Source organism: Pseudomonas sp. FP1740 (genome assembly GCF_030687165.1).
GTDB lineage: Bacteria > Pseudomonadota > Gammaproteobacteria > Pseudomonadales > Pseudomonadaceae > Aquipseudomonas.
Window position 1 is genome coordinate 2,595,185 of record NZ_CP117461.1, and the last position, 16,616, is coordinate 2,611,800.

Consider the following 16,616-nt stretch of genomic DNA (forward strand, 5'->3'; position numbering starts at 1 on the left):
AGGGTAGCCGGTGCGTTGCTGCGTTGCTGCGCCGCGTTGTCAGGCATCGAGGAACGCCTGCGCCTTGGCCACAAAGTCAGCGTGGTGTTGGAAAATACCGCCGTGCCCGGCATCCTCATAAATCATCAGTTGTGCGTTGGGGATACGTTTTGCCAGTGCACTCGAGTTAACGCTGGGCACCATGATGTCGTTGTCGCCGTTGACGATCAGCGTCGGCGTCCGCAAGCGCCCGAGGTCTTGCGGAGGCTGTTTGCCCCACGCGGTGATGGCTTTCAACTGCCGCAGGAAAGCGCTGGGCGTCGGGCCCTTGTCGCGATTTTTTTTGCGTGCTTTCAGGCGCTGTAAATACTGCGAGGCGGATCGACGGCCATTGGGCGTCGAAGTAAAAAACAGGTAGAACTTCGGATCGCGCCAGGTCAGCAAGCCTTTGAGCATCAATGGCCATGTCACCGAGCCGACCTTGTCGATACCGCTGCCGCCGGCTGGTCCGGTGCCGGTCAGAATCAAACGCCGCACCAAATCAGGTGCCTTCAGGGCGATGTCCTGAGCGACGAAGCCGCCGAGGGAGAAACCGAGCACATCAACGGTTTCCAACCCCAGCGCATGGATCAGCTGGATGGCATCGTCAGCCATTTCGCCGACGGTCAGTGGTGCGCTTCCACCAGAGCCGCCGATGCCGCGATAGTCGGTGGTAATGACGCGTCTGGTTTGTGCAAGGCCATCGATGATCGCGGGGTCGAAGTTGTCCAGCACCGCGCCCCAATGGTTGAACAGTACTAGGGGCACACCGGTTGCGGGGCCGGTATCACGATAGGCAAAGGGAATGCCGTTGACCGTGATCGACTGGTTCGTCGCGTTGACGAACGACGTCTGTGAACCCGAGGGCGTACTTGTCTGCGTTGATTTCATTGCTACTCCGGACAGCGGGTCGGATTCGATGCAGTGCCTTGCACCTGCATCGAGTCCGGCGCGAATGCTCGCAACCAAACAATCACCGTGGGGTTTGGTAGCGCTGGGCAACCGTAGACTGGCGGATTTGCCCCAGCAGGCCCTGACGTGCGCTCTGCAGCTCATCCCAGCGTTCCGCTTCGTGCAGCGGCGGGATGGTCACCGGTTCACGACGATCAAAACCGACCAGGGCGGCATCCACCAGATCGCCCACTTCCATGATTTCGCTCAAGGTGTTGATGTCGACGCCGGAGCGATCCCAGATCTCCGTGCGGGTGGCGGCGGGCAGCACGGCCTGCACGTAGACGCCCTGAGGCGAAAGTTCCAGGCTCAGGCCCTGGGAAAGGAACAGCACAAATGCCTTGGTCGCACCGTAGACCGTCATGCCGAACTCCGGCGCGAGGCCCACCACCGAACCGATGTTGATGATCGCGCCGTCGCCTGCCTTGGCCAGGCGTGGGGCGATGGCGCTGGCGAGTCGCACCAGCGCCGTGGTGTTGAGGGCGACCAGTTGCGCAACGCTGTCGGTGCTTTGGTCGATGAAGTTACCGGACAGCGCGGCGCCGGCGTTATTGACGAGGATGCCGATGCGGGCGTCGTCGCGCAGGCGGCTTTCAACGGTTGTCAGATCGCTGAGTTGGGTCAGGTCCGCCGCAATGACATCGACGGCGACGTCGTGTTCGCTGCGCAAGCGCGCTGCAAGCGCGTCCAGGCGCGCCTGATCGCGGGCGACCAGTACCAGATCGTGGCCGCGTTGCGCGAAGCGCTCGGCGTAGACCGCGCCAATGCCGGTGGAGGCGCCAGTGATGAGAACAGTAGGGCGAGTGCTCATGGGGTATCTCTCTTTCAGGATGTGTGAAACAGAAAGCGCGATCACTGATGGCTCAGCTTGCGGTGGCGCTCGATTCAGCCAATGTCGGGTAGTCGATGTAGCCAGCCGCATCGCCGCCATAGAGGGTGGCGGGATTGAACGCGGACAACGGCGCGCCACGTTTGAGGCGCTCCACCAGATCCGGATTGCCAATGAACGGGCGACCGAAGGCGATCAGGTCGGCCTGGTCTTCAGCGAGCTTCGAAGTCGCCAGGTCCAGGTCATAGCCGTTGTTAGCGATGTAGGTGTTTTTGAAGCGCTGGCGCAGGGCACCGAAATCGAAGGGCGCCACGTCACGCGGGCCACCGGTCGCGCCTTCGACCACGTGTAGATAAACCACGCCGAGGGCGTCGAGTTGCTCGACGACGTAATCGAATTGCGCCTGCGGATCGCTGCTGGATACGCCATTGGCCGGCGACACCGGTGACAGGCGCACACCGGTGCGATCCGCGCCGATTTCATTGATGACGGCCGTCGTCACTTCGAGCAACAGACGTGCACGATTTTCAGTCGAACCGCCGTAAGCATCGGTACGCAGATTGGCGCTGTCCTTGAGGAATTGATCCAGCAAATAGCCGTTTGCACCGTGAATCTCCACACCATCGAACCCGGCGGCGACCGCGTTTGCCGCGGCCTGGCGGAAATCGGAGACGATCCCCGGCAGTTCGCTGATGTCCAGTGCGCGCGGCTCGGAGACGTCTTCAAAACGGTTGTTGACGAACACTTTGGTGGCGGCGCGCAGTGCAGAAGGGGCCACAGGAGCGGCGCCGTTTTCTTGCAGATCAACATGCGACACACGACCGACATGCCACAGTTGCAGAAAGATTTTTCCGCCCTTGGCATGGACGGCATCGGTCACGGTGCGCCAGCCGTCTATCTGCGCCTGCGTGTAGATCCCGGGGGTGTCCTGATAGCCCTGGCCCTGTCGGGAAATCTGCGTGGCTTCGCTGATCAGCAGGCCGGCGCTGGCGCGTTGGCTGTAATAGGTGGCCGCGAACTCGCTGGGGACGAAGCCCTGGCCTGCGCGGTTACGTGTCAGCGGCGCAAGGACTACCCGGTTCGACAGCGTTAGGCTGCCAAGGGTGTAAGGGGTGAACAGATTCTGATTGGTCATCTGGTATTTCTTCCGTGCCCGTTGATGGAGAGCGGTGTTGTGTGCAATTAGGATGATGATCGAAATCTAAACTGTCAACGGTTTTGATTACGACCAGCATCTATGTATGATTGGACGCATGATTTCCCGGTAAACACGAGGTATTGCACGTGAGAGTGACCAAGGCCCAGGCGCAGGCCAATCGAGAGCACATCGTTGAAACGGCCTCAGAGCTGTTCCGTGAGCGCGGCTTTGATGGCGTCGGTGTGGCGGATCTCATGGCGGCTGCCGGTTTCACCCATGGAGGCTTCTACAAGCACTTCGGGTCGAAGGCCGACCTGATGGCCGAAGCCTCGGCCTGCAGTCTTGCCAAATCGCTGACAGGCGCCCAAGCGCTCGATGTTCCGGGCTTCATCAACGTCTATGTGACCCGAGAACATCGGGACGGACGTGGCAGCGGTTGCACCATGGCCGCGTTGTGCAGCGACGCGGCGCGTCAATCGGATGATGTGAAAACGACATTTGCCGAAGGCATTGAACACACCCTGCAAACGCTGGGAGAGAAATATCCGACGGGACCGGATGCCGAGGCGGGAGAGGGGAGAAAGAAAATGATCGACCTGCTGTCTCGTGCTGTCGGCGCGATTATTTTGTCGCGTGCCTGCCCGGATGATTCTGCACTCGCGGATGAGATCCTTGAGGTTTGTCGCGCTGAAATGTTGGCTTCGTTGCCGGTCGATGAAGTTGAACCGGTGTTGAAGGAAGATTAATTCAAAGCGTGAACGGCCTATTCGCGCGATCAAAATACGCTACACAGTTTTTTTGACCAATTTGATTTGAGCGGGATTTGTAGAAAACCAGCTAAGAAATTTAGCTATATATTAGTTTTGCTATCCTCTTTGCGGTCAGTCATGCGTCGTCTGAATAAGGAAACTTCTATGACTACTGCACATGTTTTCATCGCCATCAGTCTAGATGGCTATATCGCCAGATCCGACGGTGACATTGACTGGCTATTGCAGCGCGATGATCAGAGTGAGGATCACGGCTACCTGGGCTTCATCGCCGATAAGGATGCTATCGTGATGGGGAGGGGGAGCTATGAGAAAGTGCTGACCTTCGACACTTGGTTCTACGACCTGCCAGTAATCGTGTTGTCTCAACAGTTGGCCGATTCACAGGTGCCTAATGCGCTAGAGGGAAAAGTACGTTTTTCCAACCTCACTCCTTCAGACCTGCTGGCGGAACTGGCGAGGCAAGGTGTGCATCGAGTCTATGTCGATGGCGGGCAATTGGTGCAGTCATTCCTGCGTGACGGGTTAGTCGCCGATATGGTGATCACCACTGTTCCCGTGCTGATTGGGTCGGGAAGACCATTGTTCGGGGGCCTTACGCAGGACATTGAATTGAAGCTAGTAAATAGCCGGTGTTTTCCTTCCGGTCTAGTGCAGTCAACCTATCAGTTGGCTCCTTGATTTTCCGGAGGGAGGCCCGATCCAAAACGCTGGGCGCTCTGGTCGCCAAGATGGCCAAGGAGCATGGCTACATTGCGGCCGTAGCGCCGGAGCTGGCAAAGCATGTTTTCAGCCATATCGACCAGCGCGCCGAATCCGATATGAACCTACTGACGCGTTTGGCACGTGAACTGGGCGCCGTGGCGAAGCCGGTCGGCGGTCGCCTGGTGGTGGTGCCCAAGGGCGTGGCTCAGACCGTAACCGGCGCGGCGCGGCGCGGCCGACCGTCGTGATTAGTGATCCGGAAAACAGTAGCGGCCGGGTCACGATCCAAGAGCGCAACGACTATCAGTCGGTGGTCGCGTATTGGTTCAACGAAGCCGAGCAGCGCAAGGTGCCGGCAGTCGCGGGCATAGTCGCCGGGGCGGTGTCGGTGTACGGCAATGTCCCGGACAATGCCGGTGAGGCCAACGAGGACGCCGACAGTCAGGCGGGTCCGCGCTACATCATCCGCAAGACACTTACGGATCAGAAGAGCGCCCAGGAAGCTGCAACGGCGCAACTGAAGAAGCTGCAACGCGGCAAGTCGACCATGTCCATCACCCGGCCGCTGACGCCTGGAATGGTCGCCGAGGGGCGGATCGATGTGCGCAACCATCGCGCCAGCGCGAACAGACTTTGGCAGGTCGAGTCGGTCATGCATGTCATTGGTTCGGGCGGGGTGTCATCGTCGGCGGCGGAATGTGTGACGCCAGCGTGAGACCGTCGGGGGAGATCAAGGGACCTACTCGGCCACCGTACGCGGCCCCATGCCGCCCCGAGAAGGAGTTCCAACGCTTGTCCCAGCAGTTGATGGTGATCTTGCCGGCGCCGGTCTTGTAGTCAGGGTTGTCTTTGTGGCCGCAGCCCCGCAGCCCGAAGGGGGATCGGGTCGAGCCATGGCGTACCGGTGATGACCAGCTTGGTTAACGCCGTAGTCGGAATCTTTGCAAGCTCCGCTCGCTTGAGAAACCTCCCGAGTCACCTCGAAGAGCATAGAGGCTTGCCCTGTAGAGGGCCGTTCTTCGAGAGCAACCAAAACTCCGGATTTTTTTATAGGCCCATTCCCAACCCCGAGACTTGGTCTTTTCGGCAGGTGTTAATTTCACTTCAGAGCCTCTAGCAGTGGAGTTTGCCGGGATCATAGCAATGTGCCTCTGTTAGAAAAGCGTCAAATAATAACCTTTCATATATCAGGGTTAATACATATCCGGCGCTTGGTCTTTAGGAGGAAAAAACACGCTGATTACTCGGTTTTTTGGCTGGTGCGTAAGGGCAGGGGCAAACTAGGGGCTTGGGGTTCAGGTCGGCAGAACGCCTGGAAGGGAGGGCACTACTGTCGGAAAATGTACAACCTCGTGTCCCTCGTCCCGGTCTACCTTGTCGCGATCCAGCAACCCAGTGTAATGCGGGTTGTCGCCTTGATCTGCCGACCAAGTGTACTTGTACACCAAGTCACTCTTCGTGATTACAGCCATGTCCCTTCCTCGAGGTGACGGGCAGACAGGATGCAGGAAGTTTCGCAATGTCACCTCGTCATTCTCCTACGGTGGCTTGCGCAAAACCTCCTCTGGAGGCCGCGTGTTTCCGTTTGCATAAGCACAAAAAATCGAATGTTTTGCCACTCTTAAAGGTGGTCATATTCGTTCTAAAACAATAGCTTAGGTCGTTACAGTCCCCGGCATGAGGTGCTAGGGGGCGAGTGTTCGAATCACTCCGTCCCGACCATATTTCGTGAGGAGATCAAGCGCTTAGTGGCTTGGTCCCCTTTCTCGTTTCAGGTCTACGCAAAACTACCCAGTGATTTCGCTGATATTCAGGTCCGGTATCGCCTCAGGCCGGACGATTTTCTCGTGGTCCCGCTGGTAGTTTTTGGTCATGCCCTCGCTCGCGTGCCCTGCGATCTTCTGTCCATCGTTTCCGGCGTTCTTCTACAGGTGCAGCGACAGCGCCCGCACTTCATGGAAGCTCGGCACCTCCTCCGTGCCAGAGCCGCTACATACGTCAACCCAATAGGCAGATGCATCGGCTAGCAAGTAGATGCTGTGGCGGGGGGGGGGGGGCGAGCAGCGCTTCCAGGTTTTTTCATCGCATGCGGTATGCCTGTTAGATAAGTCCTTCTCAATGTGTATTGTTTGGACGATGCAGTAGCCGCGATTTCTCACCGAGCGGAAAAGGTTATCTCCTCTAGCGGACCTCTTGAACTTCGCTTGTAGCCTGCTGAGGCACATCACCAGTCCCTTATAGTGGTCAAGGTTTTTGTTTAGTTTTTTGGCAATGGCATCATTACTTACTATCCGTTCTGTGCTGCTTATTAACAAGTCGAGTACTGCGTACTCCATCTTGGTTAGATTGATAGTTTTTTCATTGTTAGTAAGTAATCGCAGAGGCTCGACTAGCATCCATGCATTTGAACTTTGTGCGCGTATTGCGTTGAACATACTCTTTTCAACGGGGGCGTGCGCCTCGAAAGCGGAGGGTCGTCTGGAGGGGGGCGTATCGATATTCATCTAAGTGAGGATGTTTCTTTGGATGTATTGCTCTTCCGCTAGCTGGCTCGAAATAGAGAAATTCCTAGGTCAGCGGAGATGGCGCAGTGCAATGCAGAGTGTATTTCGGTTAAAACCGGCTAATTTCGGTGATGGTACGTTTCAGCAATCATAAAATCTTTAAAAAAGATCGAACGTACGTTGGTTTTGATAGGGAGGATTAAGGACATTCCAGCCAGTTGCGGGTGTCTTCGATTTCGTACGGATCCACGGTTTCGCCTCAATAGTACTGTCTTGGTAAACAGTATTTGAGGCGAGGTGGTAGCGGGGCAGCGACAAGATGCAGTGCTAATTCACTCCGGCGTCATCAGTGCCGCGAGGGTCATCTTGATGAACTCTTCGTTCTTGTCGATGGTGTCCAAGGCGCCGCGCACGTTGTCGGCGACGTCGGCTGAGCCGCGGGCTTCGACCCAGTTGGAAAGCTCCATGATGGCGGCTTCGAGCGCGAGTTGGTTTTCGTTGATCTTGTACAGCAGGGAGGGGGAAGGTCCGAATGTGGCATCGCAAATCCTCGGTTTTAAGGACAGCGTAGCATCACCTTACGTGAAGGATTTTTAACGATCAGCAGGACGCCGGAGGAGGGGGTTCAGCCGCTGAGTTCTGGAACACGTCCATAATAGTTATGGAACACATGCCGAGAGCCGAGATTTTCACCAAACCCCAGAAACGACAAAGCCCTGAATAATCAGGGCTTTGTCGTACATAAGATGGCGGAGGCGATGGGATTCGAACTCATGGACCTGTTACAGTCGACGGTTTTCAAGACCGTTGCCTTAAACCACTCGGCCACACCTCCGTTTGCGTTGCGGGCGCCATAATACCTGAATGAAACACACTGTCAAACTCTCTGCATGGCTTGTTACAGAGCGTCTGTTATGATCTTTGCGACTGAACGTTTCAAACCAACAGGAGTGTCGCCATGCGCGAACAGGATTACGCAGTTAATAACAGCGTGCAGGCTGAGCAGCTAGAGGTTAGCCGCGTCCTGCGCAACACTTACGGCCTACTGGCCCTCACCCTCGCATTCAGCGGCGTGATGGCGTTTGTCGCACAGCAGATGCGTGTCGGTTACCCGAACGTCTTCGTGGTGCTGATCGGCTTCTACGGCCTTTTCTTCCTCACCAACAAACTCCGTGACTCGGCGTGGGGCCTGGTTTCTGCGTTCGCGCTGACCGGCTTCATGGGTTTCCTGCTCGGCCCGATCCTCAACCGTTACCTGGGCATGCAGGGCGGCGCGGAAGTGGTCAGCTCGGCCTTCGCGATGACCGCGCTGGTGTTCGGCGGCCTGTCGGCTTATGTGCTGATTACCCGTAAGGACATGAGCTTCCTGGGTGGTTTCATCACGGCCGGTTTCTTCGTGCTGCTGGGTGCGACGCTGGCGAGCTTCTTCTTCAAGATCAGCGGTCTGCAACTGGCGATCAGCGCAGGTTTCGTGCTGTTTTCCTCTGTATGCATCTTGTTCCAAACCAGCGCCATCATTCACGGCGGCGAGCGTAACTACATCATGGCGACCATCAGCCTGTATGTATCGATCTACAACCTGTTCGTCAGCTTGCTGCAACTGTTCGGCATCATGGGCCGCGATGATTGATCGCCAGCCTTGAGTAAAAAACCCGCTTCGGCGTAATGCCAGTCAGTTAAGCTGACTGGCATTTTTATTTTTGATCGGATACTTCGGTGATTTCAGCCGAATCGCCCGAGGATAAATGCGCTCCTCACGTCGATGCGGCAGCACGTAGTGCGGCGCTGAAGCATGAAGCTCGGCCAAATACTTGGGAATGTTCCCGGAACGGTCGGCGGAGACGCTGTTGATAAACCCGAGAATCGCCCAAGTGCAGGCGGTAAAGCTCATTTCGCACGGGTAAATGCCAGGACAGTGGCGACTCATTTCCACCATCTGATAGCGCAACAAGTTGTAGCCCAACAACACGCCCCACAACTCTTGCTCGATCATCTCTGGCGTCTTGCTGCGCAACGTGTAACTGCTGTTGAGCAGGGTCTGTTTCATTTCTCGAAACCCGAGTTCGATCTCCCAGCGCTGACTGTACAGATCGACGATTTCGTCGGACGGGAAGCGCAGCGGGTCAGCCATCGAGGTCAGAATATGACACACCTTGCCCTTGACGGTTTTGCTCAGCAGTCGCGCGGTCAGCCGCTCCGGCAACCCAGGCCATTGCTTGCGGGCCTGCGGCGAAGTGCTCAGCGAAACAATCGCATCCTGGCGCCCCAAACGCTGGATCACCTCGTACTGCGAGCCTTTTTTCAGCGGCATCAGCCAGTGGCGTTCGACGCCTGCTTGCTGCCATTGATGCAGTAAACCTAATGAGTAAAAACCACGATCAAACAGCGTCAGCGAGTGATCGGGGGTGGTTTCGATCAGTTGCTCGGCCAGTTTCATTTCGTTGCTGCGGTAGCCGTCAAACGCACTTCCAATCAGCAAATGGCTGGTCAATTCCATTTGGCAGACCATGCGCACCTGAGGAAAACCGGTGTCGCCATGCTGGTTGCTGGCGGAGTCATAGCGCGCCCGATTTTCCGGCGTGTCGGGCGTGCGCCAGACAACACCATCGACGCCCAACAAACGCAGACCGGCCCAAGTCGGATGACCGGCCGCCTCATGCCAACTTTTCTGGGTCAAATCGAAGACTTGTCGTACAGCTTCGCTGCCCAATCTCTGACGGGCCTGGACTACAGCGCTGGGGGCCACCAACGGGCGCTGGCCCGGCAACATGATATTCATGCGACTGACCACATCCCAGGCAGACATGCGCCGGAAGAACGCCATGGAGATCACGCACCAGAGCATCATTTCCAGCGGCAAACGACGCTTGCGCAGCGTCGCCACACCGGCTTGTTCAAGCGCCTGTTCGACCAAAGATGGATCGAGCAAGGCATCCAATCCCTCGATGGCGTTGGGGGTAGAGACGATGTTGTGGGTCAGTTTCAGTGCCCGAGCGAGACGCATAAAAAAATCCGATGCCAGTACAGGCATCGGATTTTGATTTCTTGCGGCCAAAGGTCAAGCGAGAAGGCTTAACTGATCGGCATTACCCGCTTCGGCGGGTTTTTTTTGTCTGGGAATCAGGGCGCCCAAGGCTATTCGGTAATGACAATACTGCCATCGGCCTGCTGCCGATAAATGGTGTAGGGCAGGAGCATGGTGTCGAGAGCGCCGGAAATCACTACGTCGATCAGCACAAAAGGCGTGCCATTGTCGTACTTGTACTCATCGATGCCTGGGCCTGGAGTCGCATGCAGGCGGCAAAAGTCATAAGTCACGCCGCTATAGATCCGTGGAACCGCACCGCAGTAGGTTTTCTGTTCCTTGAGGCTTTTTGCCGCTGCTTCGTCGCTGCGCACCACTGTCTGGAACGTACCGCAGCCTGCAAGCATCACCGCCGCCAGTAACATGGCCTGAGTTTTCATACCGCCAATCCTTCGCCGGAAAAACACCAATCTACGCTTCTGCGAACAAAACAGCACTCACGCCATCGGTGGCAGCCGGCGCTTGATCGGGGTTTTCTTGACGATGGCGGTGTTGGTTTCAGCGTGGGTGTTGAGGCGGTCGAGGAGGGTGTCCAGTTGTTCCATCGAGCGCACATGCAAGCGGGCGATGAAGCAGTCGTCACCGGTGACTTTGTCGCACTCGGTGAATTCGGGAATCGCCTGAATCTGCCGTTCCACTTCCTGCAATTGCCCCGGCAACGGGCGGATGCGGACAATGGCCTGGAGTTGATAGCCGAAGCATTTAGGGTCGATTTCGACGGTATAGCCCTTGAGTACGCCGCGTTCTTCGAGGCGGCGCAGGCGCTCGGCAACGCTGGGCGAGGACAGGCCGCTGATCTGTGCCAGGGCTTTGAGCGAGCGGCGGGAGTCTTCCATCAACGCGCTGATCAGCACTTGGTCGATGTCGTCGGTCATGGCGAATCCCCTGTTAGGCAATTGGCTGGATAAGCCTTGATAAAAAAGGCAGATGCCGAGTTTAGCCTGCTTTTTGCGCTGGAGAAGCCCCCCGGCGGATTGGCATACTTTGGCCTCAAACACAGGAGGTTGATGATGGACAGAACACTACGTCGCGGCTCATTCGAGATGACCGCCGCCATGCTGATTTCCGGAACCATTGGCTGGTTCGTGCTGGTGTCCGGGCAACCGGTGCTGGACGTGGTGTTCTGGCGCTGCGTGTTCGGTGCCGTCACGCTGTTGCTGATCTGCGCGGCGTTCGGCTTTCTGCGCCCGGGCATTTTGACGTCCACCACTTTCTTGTTGGCCGTACTGAGTGGTGTGGCGATTGTGGGTAACTGGGTGCTGTTGTTCGCGTCCTATTCGCGCGCCTCGATTGCGATCGGCACGGCGGTTTATAACGTCCAGCCGTTCATGTTGGTGGGGCTGGCCGCGCTGTTTCTCGGGGAGAAAATCACCCTGCAAAAGCTGTTCTGGCTGGGCATTTCGTTTCTCGGGATGCTCGCGATTGTCAGCGCCCATGGCGAGCAAGGCGAGGGTGGCAACGATTACCTGATGGGGATCGCTCTGGCGCTGGGTGCTGCCTTCCTGTACGCGATTGCCGCGTTGATCATCAAACGCCTGACCGGCACGCCACCGCATCTGATCGCGTTGATCCAGGTCTGCACCGGCGTGCTGTTGCTCGCGCCCTTTGCGCACTTCTCGGCGATGCCACAAACGCCCAGTGCCTGGGCCAGCCTGGTGACCCTGGGTATCGTGCATACCGGCTTGATGTATGTGCTGCTCTACGGGGCAATTCAAAAGCTGCCGACCGCCCTGACCGGCGCGTTATCGTTCATCTATCCGATTGCGGCGATTTTCGTGGACTGGTTTGCCTTCGGTCATCACCTGGAGCCGCTGCAATGGATCGGTGTCGCCGCGATTCTGCTGGCCGCCGCCGGGATGCAACAGGGTTGGGGCTTGAAGCTTCGGCGGGTGGCTACACAATAAACGGCCTCTCAGATGTTCCAGCGCGGTGCGGTTTTCGCCAGACGCTGGCGCATCTCGCCGATGTTCGCGGCCAATTGTCGGGTCAGCAATCGGTAGCCATCCAGCGGACTGTAGACCGGCATATCAAGTGTAGAGTCCAATGGCGGTTCGGCTGGCCGGCTGAGCCGTTGTGAAGCGCCCGATTTCAATGCCCGAGCCATACCGATCAGTTGCACCCGGATCTGTCGGTGCTCGGTTTTCAATGCCGATTGCAGATGGGCCATTGCCTCAGAGTCATCGGCATTCGGCCGGCTATTGCCGAGGATCTCCAGGATGCTGACGCACATCCGCAGATTGCGCTGAATCGCATCGAGTTCGGTCATGGAAACCCGCACTTCCTTGGACACCGAGGGCATCAGTGAGCGCAGTTGCACCATGACTGCGTTCAAGCGATTCATGAGTTTCAGGTGCTCGTCAGCGGCGACGGACTCGCCGTTGATGATACGGCCGTAGATTGCCGCGCAGTCGCGCAAGGCATCGGCCAGGTTGTAGCGCCAGGAGTACACCGCGTACAGCGGCAGGGCGAAGGAGAATGCCAGTGCCAGGGCGATGCCGATCAGAATATCCACCCCGCGCCACAGGCCATCGGTGACCGGGTTGTCACCGTGCCCCGCAACGATAAACACGGTGATCGCCGACAGCAGCGCCGTATACCCACCCTTGCCGATGGCGTGGTACGAGAAAAATCCGCACACCACCGACATTGCGAAATAGGTCAGCCACGGCATCCCGAGCCAGGCCTGTTGCGCCACCAGCAACAAGCCGACACCGGCCCCGATCAAGGTGCCGATGGCTCGCTCGGCGGCTTTTTTGCCGATGTTACCGTGGTGCTGCAAGCCGCCGATCACCACCAGCATGGTCACCGACGCCCATTCGCCGTGGGGCAGATGGATGCCGGTGGTCAGCAGAATCGTCGCCAGCAACCCTAACGAAACCCGCACCGCATGGATCAGTTTGGCGTGGCGGTAGCGCCGGTACGGGTCCAGCAATGGACGCAGTATTCGGCGCAACAGCGGTGGCAGTCGAAGGCCTTTGATGATGCTCAGGTTTGGTGTCCTCAGAAAATTTTGGTGTCCTCAGAAAATATAGTCGGTGGTCAGGAAGCTCGAGTTCCGGCCGCTGATGATCTCGCTGAGAAGCTCTTTGCTGCTTTCCTGGAACTTGGTCGCCACCAGGGTCCGGATCGAAAATACCCGCAGCGCATCATGCACCGACAACGTGCCCTCGGCGGAGTTCTTGCGGCCGTTGAACGGGTAGGTGTCCGGGCCGCGTTGGCACTGGGCGTTGAGGTTGATCCGGCCGACCTGGTTGGCGAAGGTGTCCACCAGCCTGCCGACTGCCACCGGGTTGGTGCCGAAGATGCTCAGTTGCTGGCCGAAGTCGGATTCCAGGACGTAGTCGATCACGGTGTCCAGATGACGGTAAGGCACGATCGGCACGACCGGGCCGAACTGTTCCTCCTGATAGACGCGCATTTGCGGTGTCACCGGGTACAACACGGCCGGGTAGAAGAACGAGGCGCGGGCTTCACCGCCGTTGGGGTTGACCACGGCGGCGCCTTTGCTGACCGAGTCCGCCACCAGCGAATGCAGATAATCGACTTTGCTCGCCTCCGGCAGCGGTGTCAGGGCCACGCCGCCGTCCCACGGCATGCCGGGTTTCAGTGTGGCGAGCCTGGCGTTGAATTTCTCGATGAACGCTTCGACCACGTCTTCATGGACGAAGAGGATTTTCAGCGCGGTGCAGCGCTGACCGTTGAACGACAGGGAGCCGGTGACGGCTTCGCTGACCGCGTTGTCCAGATCCACCTCAGGCAACACAATGCCGGGGTTCTTTGCATCCAGGCCCAGTGCCGCACGCAAGCGGTGAGGCCGCGGGTGGAGCTTTTTCAGGTCGCTGGCAGCCTTGTTGGTGCCGATAAACGCAAAGATATCGATCTTGCCGCTGGCCATCAGTGCGCTGACGGTCTCGCGGCCACTGCCGTAAATGACGTTGATTACCCCGGCCGGGAAGCTGTCGCGAAAGGCTTCCAGCAGCGGACGAATCAACAGCACCCCAAGCTTGGCCGGCTTGAACACCACGGTGTTGCCCATGATCAGCGCCGGAATCAGCGTGGTGAAGGTCTCGTTCAGCGGATAGTTGTAAGGCCCCATGCACAACGCCACGCCCATCGGAACGCGGCGGATCTGGCCGAGGGTGTCCTGTTCCAGTTCGAAGCGGCTGGAGCGGCGGTCGAGTTCCTTGAGGGCGTTGATGGTGTCGACGATGTAGTCGCAGGTGCGGTCGAACTCTTTCTCCGAGTCCTTGAGGTTCTTGCCGATCTCCCACATCAGCAACTTGACCACCGCCTCGCGCTGTTCGCGCATGCGACCGAGGAAGGTCTCGACATGCTGGATACGCTCGGCCACGCGCATGGTCGGCCACAAACCCTGGCCCCGGTCATAGGCACGGACAGCCGCGTCGAGCGCGGTCAGTGCGGTGGCGGCATCGAGCAGCGGCGTGCTGCCAAGGATTACTTGTTCGTCGCCATTCGCGCCGCTCAGGTATACCGGGCTGCGCACCTGGGCGAGGGGGCCGGACCAGGTTTTCAGTTCACCGTCGACCAGGTATTCGCGCTGTTCGGTCTGGCCGTTGAGGCGATACTTTTCCGGGATGCCGTCGGCGGTGGGAAACAGGTTGCCAAGGATCGATGCTGTGGTCATGTCGCTACCCCGTCTGGATTGGGTGATGCACTGATGAATCGTTTTAGCAGACCTCGGCCTGGCTTGTCATGATTCATCTTAGGGTTTTTTGGGCTCGGCGTTGTGGATCGCGAATCTGTCGGCTCATCCGCTCATGAAAGCCGATCTTTTCCCCTTGAGAACACACAAGTAATGATCCCCCGGTTAAACTTCACGCTCTTTCTAAAGGAGTTCATATGAGTTACTACCAGCCGGGCATCCTCGCCACCCCAGTTCCGCCTCAAGCTCGTCATATGTTCTTCGCCCTCGAATCAGCCGAGGCACTGCCGGCAGCGCTGGATAACCTGACGCGCCTGGTGGACGGAAAATCGGCGGTGGTGGGTTTCGGCGAGTCCCTGGTCAAGGCGCTGCACGCGCAGATCGACGGCTTGCGCGCCTTTCCTGCGCTGGTCGGTGTCGGCGTCGACAACCCGTCGACCCAACACGCGCTCTGGTGCTGGTTGCACGGTGTTGACCGTGGCGAGTTGCTCAATCGCAGCCACGCGATCGAAGCCGCGCTGGCACCGGCCCTGCGTCTGGTGCAGATGAACGAAACCTTCCGCCACATGACTGGCCATGACCTGACCGGTTACGAAGACGGCACCGAAAACCCTCACGACGAAGCCGCTGTCGCCGCCGCGCTGCTGGGCGAGGGCGCTGAGGGGCTGGTCGGTGGCAGCTTCGCCGCGATCCAGCAATGGCAGCATGACTTGAAAGGCTTCCACGCGATGCCGTCCCACGAGAAGGACAACATCATGGGCCGGCGCCTGAGCGACAACGAAGAACTCGACGACGCGCCGATCTCTGCCCACGTCAAACGCACCGCCCAGGAAAGCTTCGCACCGGAAGCCTTCGTGGTCCGTCGCTCGATGCCGTGGATCGAAGGCGATCACGCCGGCCTGATGTTCCTGGCATTCGGTTTTTCCCTCGATGCATTCGAAGCCCAACTGCGACGCATGAGCGGTCTGGAGGACGGCATCACCGACGGTTTGTACCGCATCAGCCGACCGATCACTGGCGGCTACTACTGGTGCCCGCCGCTCAAGGACGGTCGCCTCGATCTGCGCGCATTGCGTGTCGGCTAAATAGCGGATCGCGTACACCTGTAGGAGCGAGGCTTGCCCGCGAAGGCGGTGTGTCAGGTAAAACGCTTTCGCGGGCAAGCCTCGCTCCTACAAAAAACCATCAAAAGGATTTGCTGACACTCGCCACCAGGGTCGCGCTGCACACATCGTCGAACCCCCAGTTGCTGATGCATTGGCTTTTCGACAAATCGGTGTCGATGTAACTCAACCCCAGCAGCACCCCGGCCACTTCGCGGGTCAGCTTCGCCTCCCACTCGTGGTAAGCCTCCTCGCCATGCCCCGAGGCCGAATACAGGCGCGGGTCTTTGAAGTCCATTTCGCCGTAGCGCATTTTCAGCCCCAGCCCATAGGGCATTTCGGTTTCGTAGCCAACGTAGCGGTACAACGTGCTCTGTTTGCTGTCGATGCCCGGTGCATCGGCGGAGTAATAGGCCGCGAGTTTCACGCCAAAGACGTCGAGAATCCCGTAGACCTCGCTCTGATTGAACTGGCTCTCTTTTGGATACGCGTATTTGAGATAGCCGACATCCAGGCTGATGGCGTCGGTCGCCTGCCACAGCCAACCACCGTAGTAGTCGACTTCCTGGCGGGTTTTCAGGCCACCGCCGAAATCGACGTTCGAACTCCAGGCGCCCAGGTACAGGCCGCTGCTGTGGGCCAGGGTCACACCGGCTTGCACGGCGGGGTCGTTCTGGGTTTGCGAGATGCCGCGAGTGCGATAGTCGCTGGCCAGGGTCAGGTCGACCAGCACGGCGAAGTCGTCATTCAAGGGCAGGGCCTGGCTGCCCAGGGGCAACAGGCTGAAGGATGCGAGGGCGAACAGGGTGAACGCTTTCATGGTGCAGTGCCTTTGTTGTGATTGTTATGG

The 16,616-nt window shown here is 58.3% G+C and carries 16 protein-coding genes, 1 tRNA gene and 3 pseudogenes; 7 read left to right on the forward strand and 13 right to left on the reverse strand.

Translation table 11 applies throughout. The features are described from left to right. Positions 1–39 precede the first annotated feature (39 nt). The 3 genes from PSH69_RS11845 to PSH69_RS11855 form a co-directional block, all read right to left on the reverse strand. Positions 40–909, reverse strand: coding sequence for an alpha/beta fold hydrolase (locus tag PSH69_RS11845; protein WP_305412138.1), 870 nt, complete (start codon positions 907–909; stop codon positions 40–42). A gap of 82 nt (positions 910–991) precedes the next feature. After that, positions 992–1,780, reverse strand: a complete 789-nt coding sequence (locus PSH69_RS11850; RefSeq protein WP_305412139.1) for an SDR family oxidoreductase — start codon at positions 1,778–1,780, stop codon at positions 992–994. 52 nt (positions 1,781–1,832) lie between these two features. After that, positions 1,833–2,933 carry an alkene reductase gene (locus tag PSH69_RS11855; RefSeq protein WP_305412141.1) on the reverse strand — a complete coding sequence of 367 codons (1,101 nt, stop codon included), beginning with the start codon at positions 2,931–2,933 and terminating at the stop codon, positions 1,833–1,835. 149 nt (positions 2,934–3,082) lie between these two features. Between PSH69_RS11855 and PSH69_RS11860 the strand changes: the two genes are divergently transcribed. The 4 genes from PSH69_RS11860 to PSH69_RS11875 all read left to right on the forward strand — a co-directional run bounded on the left by PSH69_RS11860 (position 3,083) and on the right by PSH69_RS11875 (position 5,126). After that, the gene (locus PSH69_RS11860) at positions 3,083–3,682 is read left to right on the forward strand and encodes a TetR/AcrR family transcriptional regulator (RefSeq protein ID WP_026331592.1); all 600 of its coding nucleotides are present in this window, start codon (positions 3,083–3,085) and stop codon (positions 3,680–3,682) included. 168 nt (positions 3,683–3,850) lie between these two features. Then, positions 3,851–4,387 (forward strand): dihydrofolate reductase family protein, encoded by a 537-nt coding sequence (locus PSH69_RS11865; RefSeq protein WP_305412144.1) that lies wholly within the window; start codon positions 3,851–3,853, stop codon positions 4,385–4,387. Positions 4,388–4,527: 140 nt separating this feature from the next. Further along, positions 4,528–4,659, forward strand: coding sequence for a hypothetical protein (locus PSH69_RS11870; RefSeq protein ID WP_305412146.1), 132 nt, complete (start codon positions 4,528–4,530; stop codon positions 4,657–4,659). Beyond that, complete coding sequence (locus tag PSH69_RS11875) at positions 4,656–5,126, forward strand: hypothetical protein (protein ID WP_305412147.1); 471 nt, start codon at positions 4,656–4,658, stop codon at positions 5,124–5,126. The genes PSH69_RS11870 and PSH69_RS11875 overlap by 4 nt, the downstream gene beginning before the upstream one ends. A gap of 1,072 nt (positions 5,127–6,198) precedes the next feature. On the opposite strand, the pseudogene PSH69_RS11880 reads toward PSH69_RS11875, so the two are convergent. The 4 genes and pseudogenes from PSH69_RS11880 to PSH69_RS11890 all read right to left on the reverse strand — a co-directional run. Next, positions 6,199–6,387, reverse strand: a pseudogene (locus PSH69_RS11880) (integrase); the annotation flags it as partial. A 222-nt stretch (positions 6,388–6,609) separates the two neighbouring features. Beyond that, positions 6,610–6,915 (reverse strand): annotated as a pseudogene (locus PSH69_RS30250) (hypothetical protein); the annotation flags it as partial. A 332-nt stretch (positions 6,916–7,247) separates the two neighbouring features. Then, positions 7,248–7,456, reverse strand: a pseudogene (locus tag PSH69_RS11885) (hypothetical protein). A gap of 206 nt (positions 7,457–7,662) precedes the next feature. Continuing rightward, positions 7,663–7,750, reverse strand: a tRNA-Ser gene (locus tag PSH69_RS11890). Positions 7,751–7,873: 123 nt separating this feature from the next. Between PSH69_RS11890 and PSH69_RS11895 the strand changes: the two genes are divergently transcribed. Continuing rightward, the gene (locus PSH69_RS11895) at positions 7,874–8,545 is read left to right on the forward strand and encodes a Bax inhibitor-1/YccA family protein (RefSeq protein ID WP_007941789.1); all 672 of its coding nucleotides are present in this window, start codon (positions 7,874–7,876) and stop codon (positions 8,543–8,545) included. A 42-nt stretch (positions 8,546–8,587) separates the two neighbouring features. On the opposite strand, the gene PSH69_RS11900 is transcribed toward PSH69_RS11895, so the two are convergent. The 3 genes from PSH69_RS11900 to PSH69_RS11910 all read right to left on the reverse strand — a co-directional run bounded on the left by PSH69_RS11900 (position 8,588) and on the right by PSH69_RS11910 (position 10,875). Further along, a complete protein-coding gene (locus tag PSH69_RS11900; protein WP_305411786.1) occupies positions 8,588–9,919 on the reverse strand; it encodes an IS4 family transposase in 1,332 nt (443 codons plus the stop codon). Between the two features lie 131 nt (positions 9,920–10,050). Then, positions 10,051–10,380 carry a YceK/YidQ family lipoprotein gene (locus PSH69_RS11905; protein WP_019578456.1) on the reverse strand — a complete coding sequence of 110 codons (330 nt, stop codon included), beginning with the start codon at positions 10,378–10,380 and terminating at the stop codon, positions 10,051–10,053. 57 nt (positions 10,381–10,437) lie between these two features. Beyond that, a complete protein-coding gene (locus PSH69_RS11910; protein ID WP_007941786.1) occupies positions 10,438–10,875 on the reverse strand; it encodes an Lrp/AsnC family transcriptional regulator in 438 nt (145 codons plus the stop codon). A 135-nt stretch (positions 10,876–11,010) separates the two neighbouring features. Between PSH69_RS11910 and PSH69_RS11915 the strand changes: the two genes are divergently transcribed. Then, positions 11,011–11,904, forward strand: a complete 894-nt coding sequence (locus tag PSH69_RS11915) for a DMT family transporter (protein ID WP_305412151.1) — start codon at positions 11,011–11,013, stop codon at positions 11,902–11,904. Positions 11,905–11,912: 8 nt separating this feature from the next. Here PSH69_RS11915 and PSH69_RS11920 read toward each other — a convergent pair whose 3' ends face one another. Continuing rightward, positions 11,913–12,932 (reverse strand): FUSC family protein, encoded by a 1,020-nt coding sequence (locus PSH69_RS11920; RefSeq protein ID WP_019578458.1) that lies wholly within the window; start codon positions 12,930–12,932, stop codon positions 11,913–11,915. An 87-nt stretch (positions 12,933–13,019) separates the two neighbouring features. Then, positions 13,020–14,645, reverse strand: coding sequence for an NADP-dependent glyceraldehyde-3-phosphate dehydrogenase (locus PSH69_RS11925; RefSeq protein ID WP_305412153.1), 1,626 nt, complete (start codon positions 14,643–14,645; stop codon positions 13,020–13,022). Positions 14,646–14,860: 215 nt separating this feature from the next. Between PSH69_RS11925 and PSH69_RS11930 the strand changes: the two genes are divergently transcribed. Then, positions 14,861–15,748 carry a Dyp-type peroxidase gene (locus PSH69_RS11930; protein ID WP_305412154.1) on the forward strand — a complete coding sequence of 296 codons (888 nt, stop codon included), beginning with the start codon at positions 14,861–14,863 and terminating at the stop codon, positions 15,746–15,748. Between the two features lie 100 nt (positions 15,749–15,848). Here the strand turns inward: PSH69_RS11930 and PSH69_RS11935 are convergent, their stop codons facing one another. Further along, positions 15,849–16,586 (reverse strand): TorF family putative porin, encoded by a 738-nt coding sequence (locus PSH69_RS11935; protein ID WP_305412156.1) that lies wholly within the window; start codon positions 16,584–16,586, stop codon positions 15,849–15,851. Between the last annotated feature and the right edge of the window lie 30 nt (positions 16,587–16,616).

What these genes read in the sequence shown, in the direction of transcription:
- PSH69_RS11930 (WP_305412154.1), top strand. Translation starts at nt 14,861, where the DNA reads ATGAGTTACTACCAGCCGGGCATCCTCGCCACCCCAGTTCCGCCTCAA.
- PSH69_RS11935 (WP_305412156.1), bottom strand. Translation starts at nt 16,586, where the DNA reads ATGAAAGCGTTCACCCTGTTCGCCCTCGCATCCTTCAGCCTGTTGCCC.
- PSH69_RS11905 (WP_019578456.1), bottom strand. Translation starts at nt 10,380, where the DNA reads ATGAAAACTCAGGCCATGTTACTGGCGGCGGTGATGCTTGCAGGCTGC.
- PSH69_RS11910 (WP_007941786.1), bottom strand. Translation starts at nt 10,875, where the DNA reads ATGACCGACGACATCGACCAAGTGCTGATCAGCGCGTTGATGGAAGAC.
- PSH69_RS11925 (WP_305412153.1), bottom strand. Translation starts at nt 14,645, where the DNA reads ATGACCACAGCATCGATCCTTGGCAACCTGTTTCCCACCGCCGACGGC.
- PSH69_RS11855 (WP_305412141.1), bottom strand. Translation starts at nt 2,933, where the DNA reads ATGACCAATCAGAATCTGTTCACCCCTTACACCCTTGGCAGCCTAACG.
- PSH69_RS11865 (WP_305412144.1), top strand. Translation starts at nt 3,851, where the DNA reads ATGACTACTGCACATGTTTTCATCGCCATCAGTCTAGATGGCTATATC.
- PSH69_RS11845 (WP_305412138.1), bottom strand. Translation starts at nt 909, where the DNA reads ATGAAATCAACGCAGACAAGTACGCCCTCGGGTTCACAGACGTCGTTC.
- PSH69_RS11895 (WP_007941789.1), top strand. Translation starts at nt 7,874, where the DNA reads ATGCGCGAACAGGATTACGCAGTTAATAACAGCGTGCAGGCTGAGCAG.
- PSH69_RS11915 (WP_305412151.1), top strand. Translation starts at nt 11,011, where the DNA reads ATGGACAGAACACTACGTCGCGGCTCATTCGAGATGACCGCCGCCATG.
- PSH69_RS11850 (WP_305412139.1), bottom strand. Translation starts at nt 1,780, where the DNA reads ATGAGCACTCGCCCTACTGTTCTCATCACTGGCGCCTCCACCGGCATT.
- PSH69_RS11900 (WP_305411786.1), bottom strand. Translation starts at nt 9,919, where the DNA reads ATGCGTCTCGCTCGGGCACTGAAACTGACCCACAACATCGTCTCTACC.
- PSH69_RS11870 (WP_305412146.1), top strand. Translation starts at nt 4,528, where the DNA reads ATGAACCTACTGACGCGTTTGGCACGTGAACTGGGCGCCGTGGCGAAG.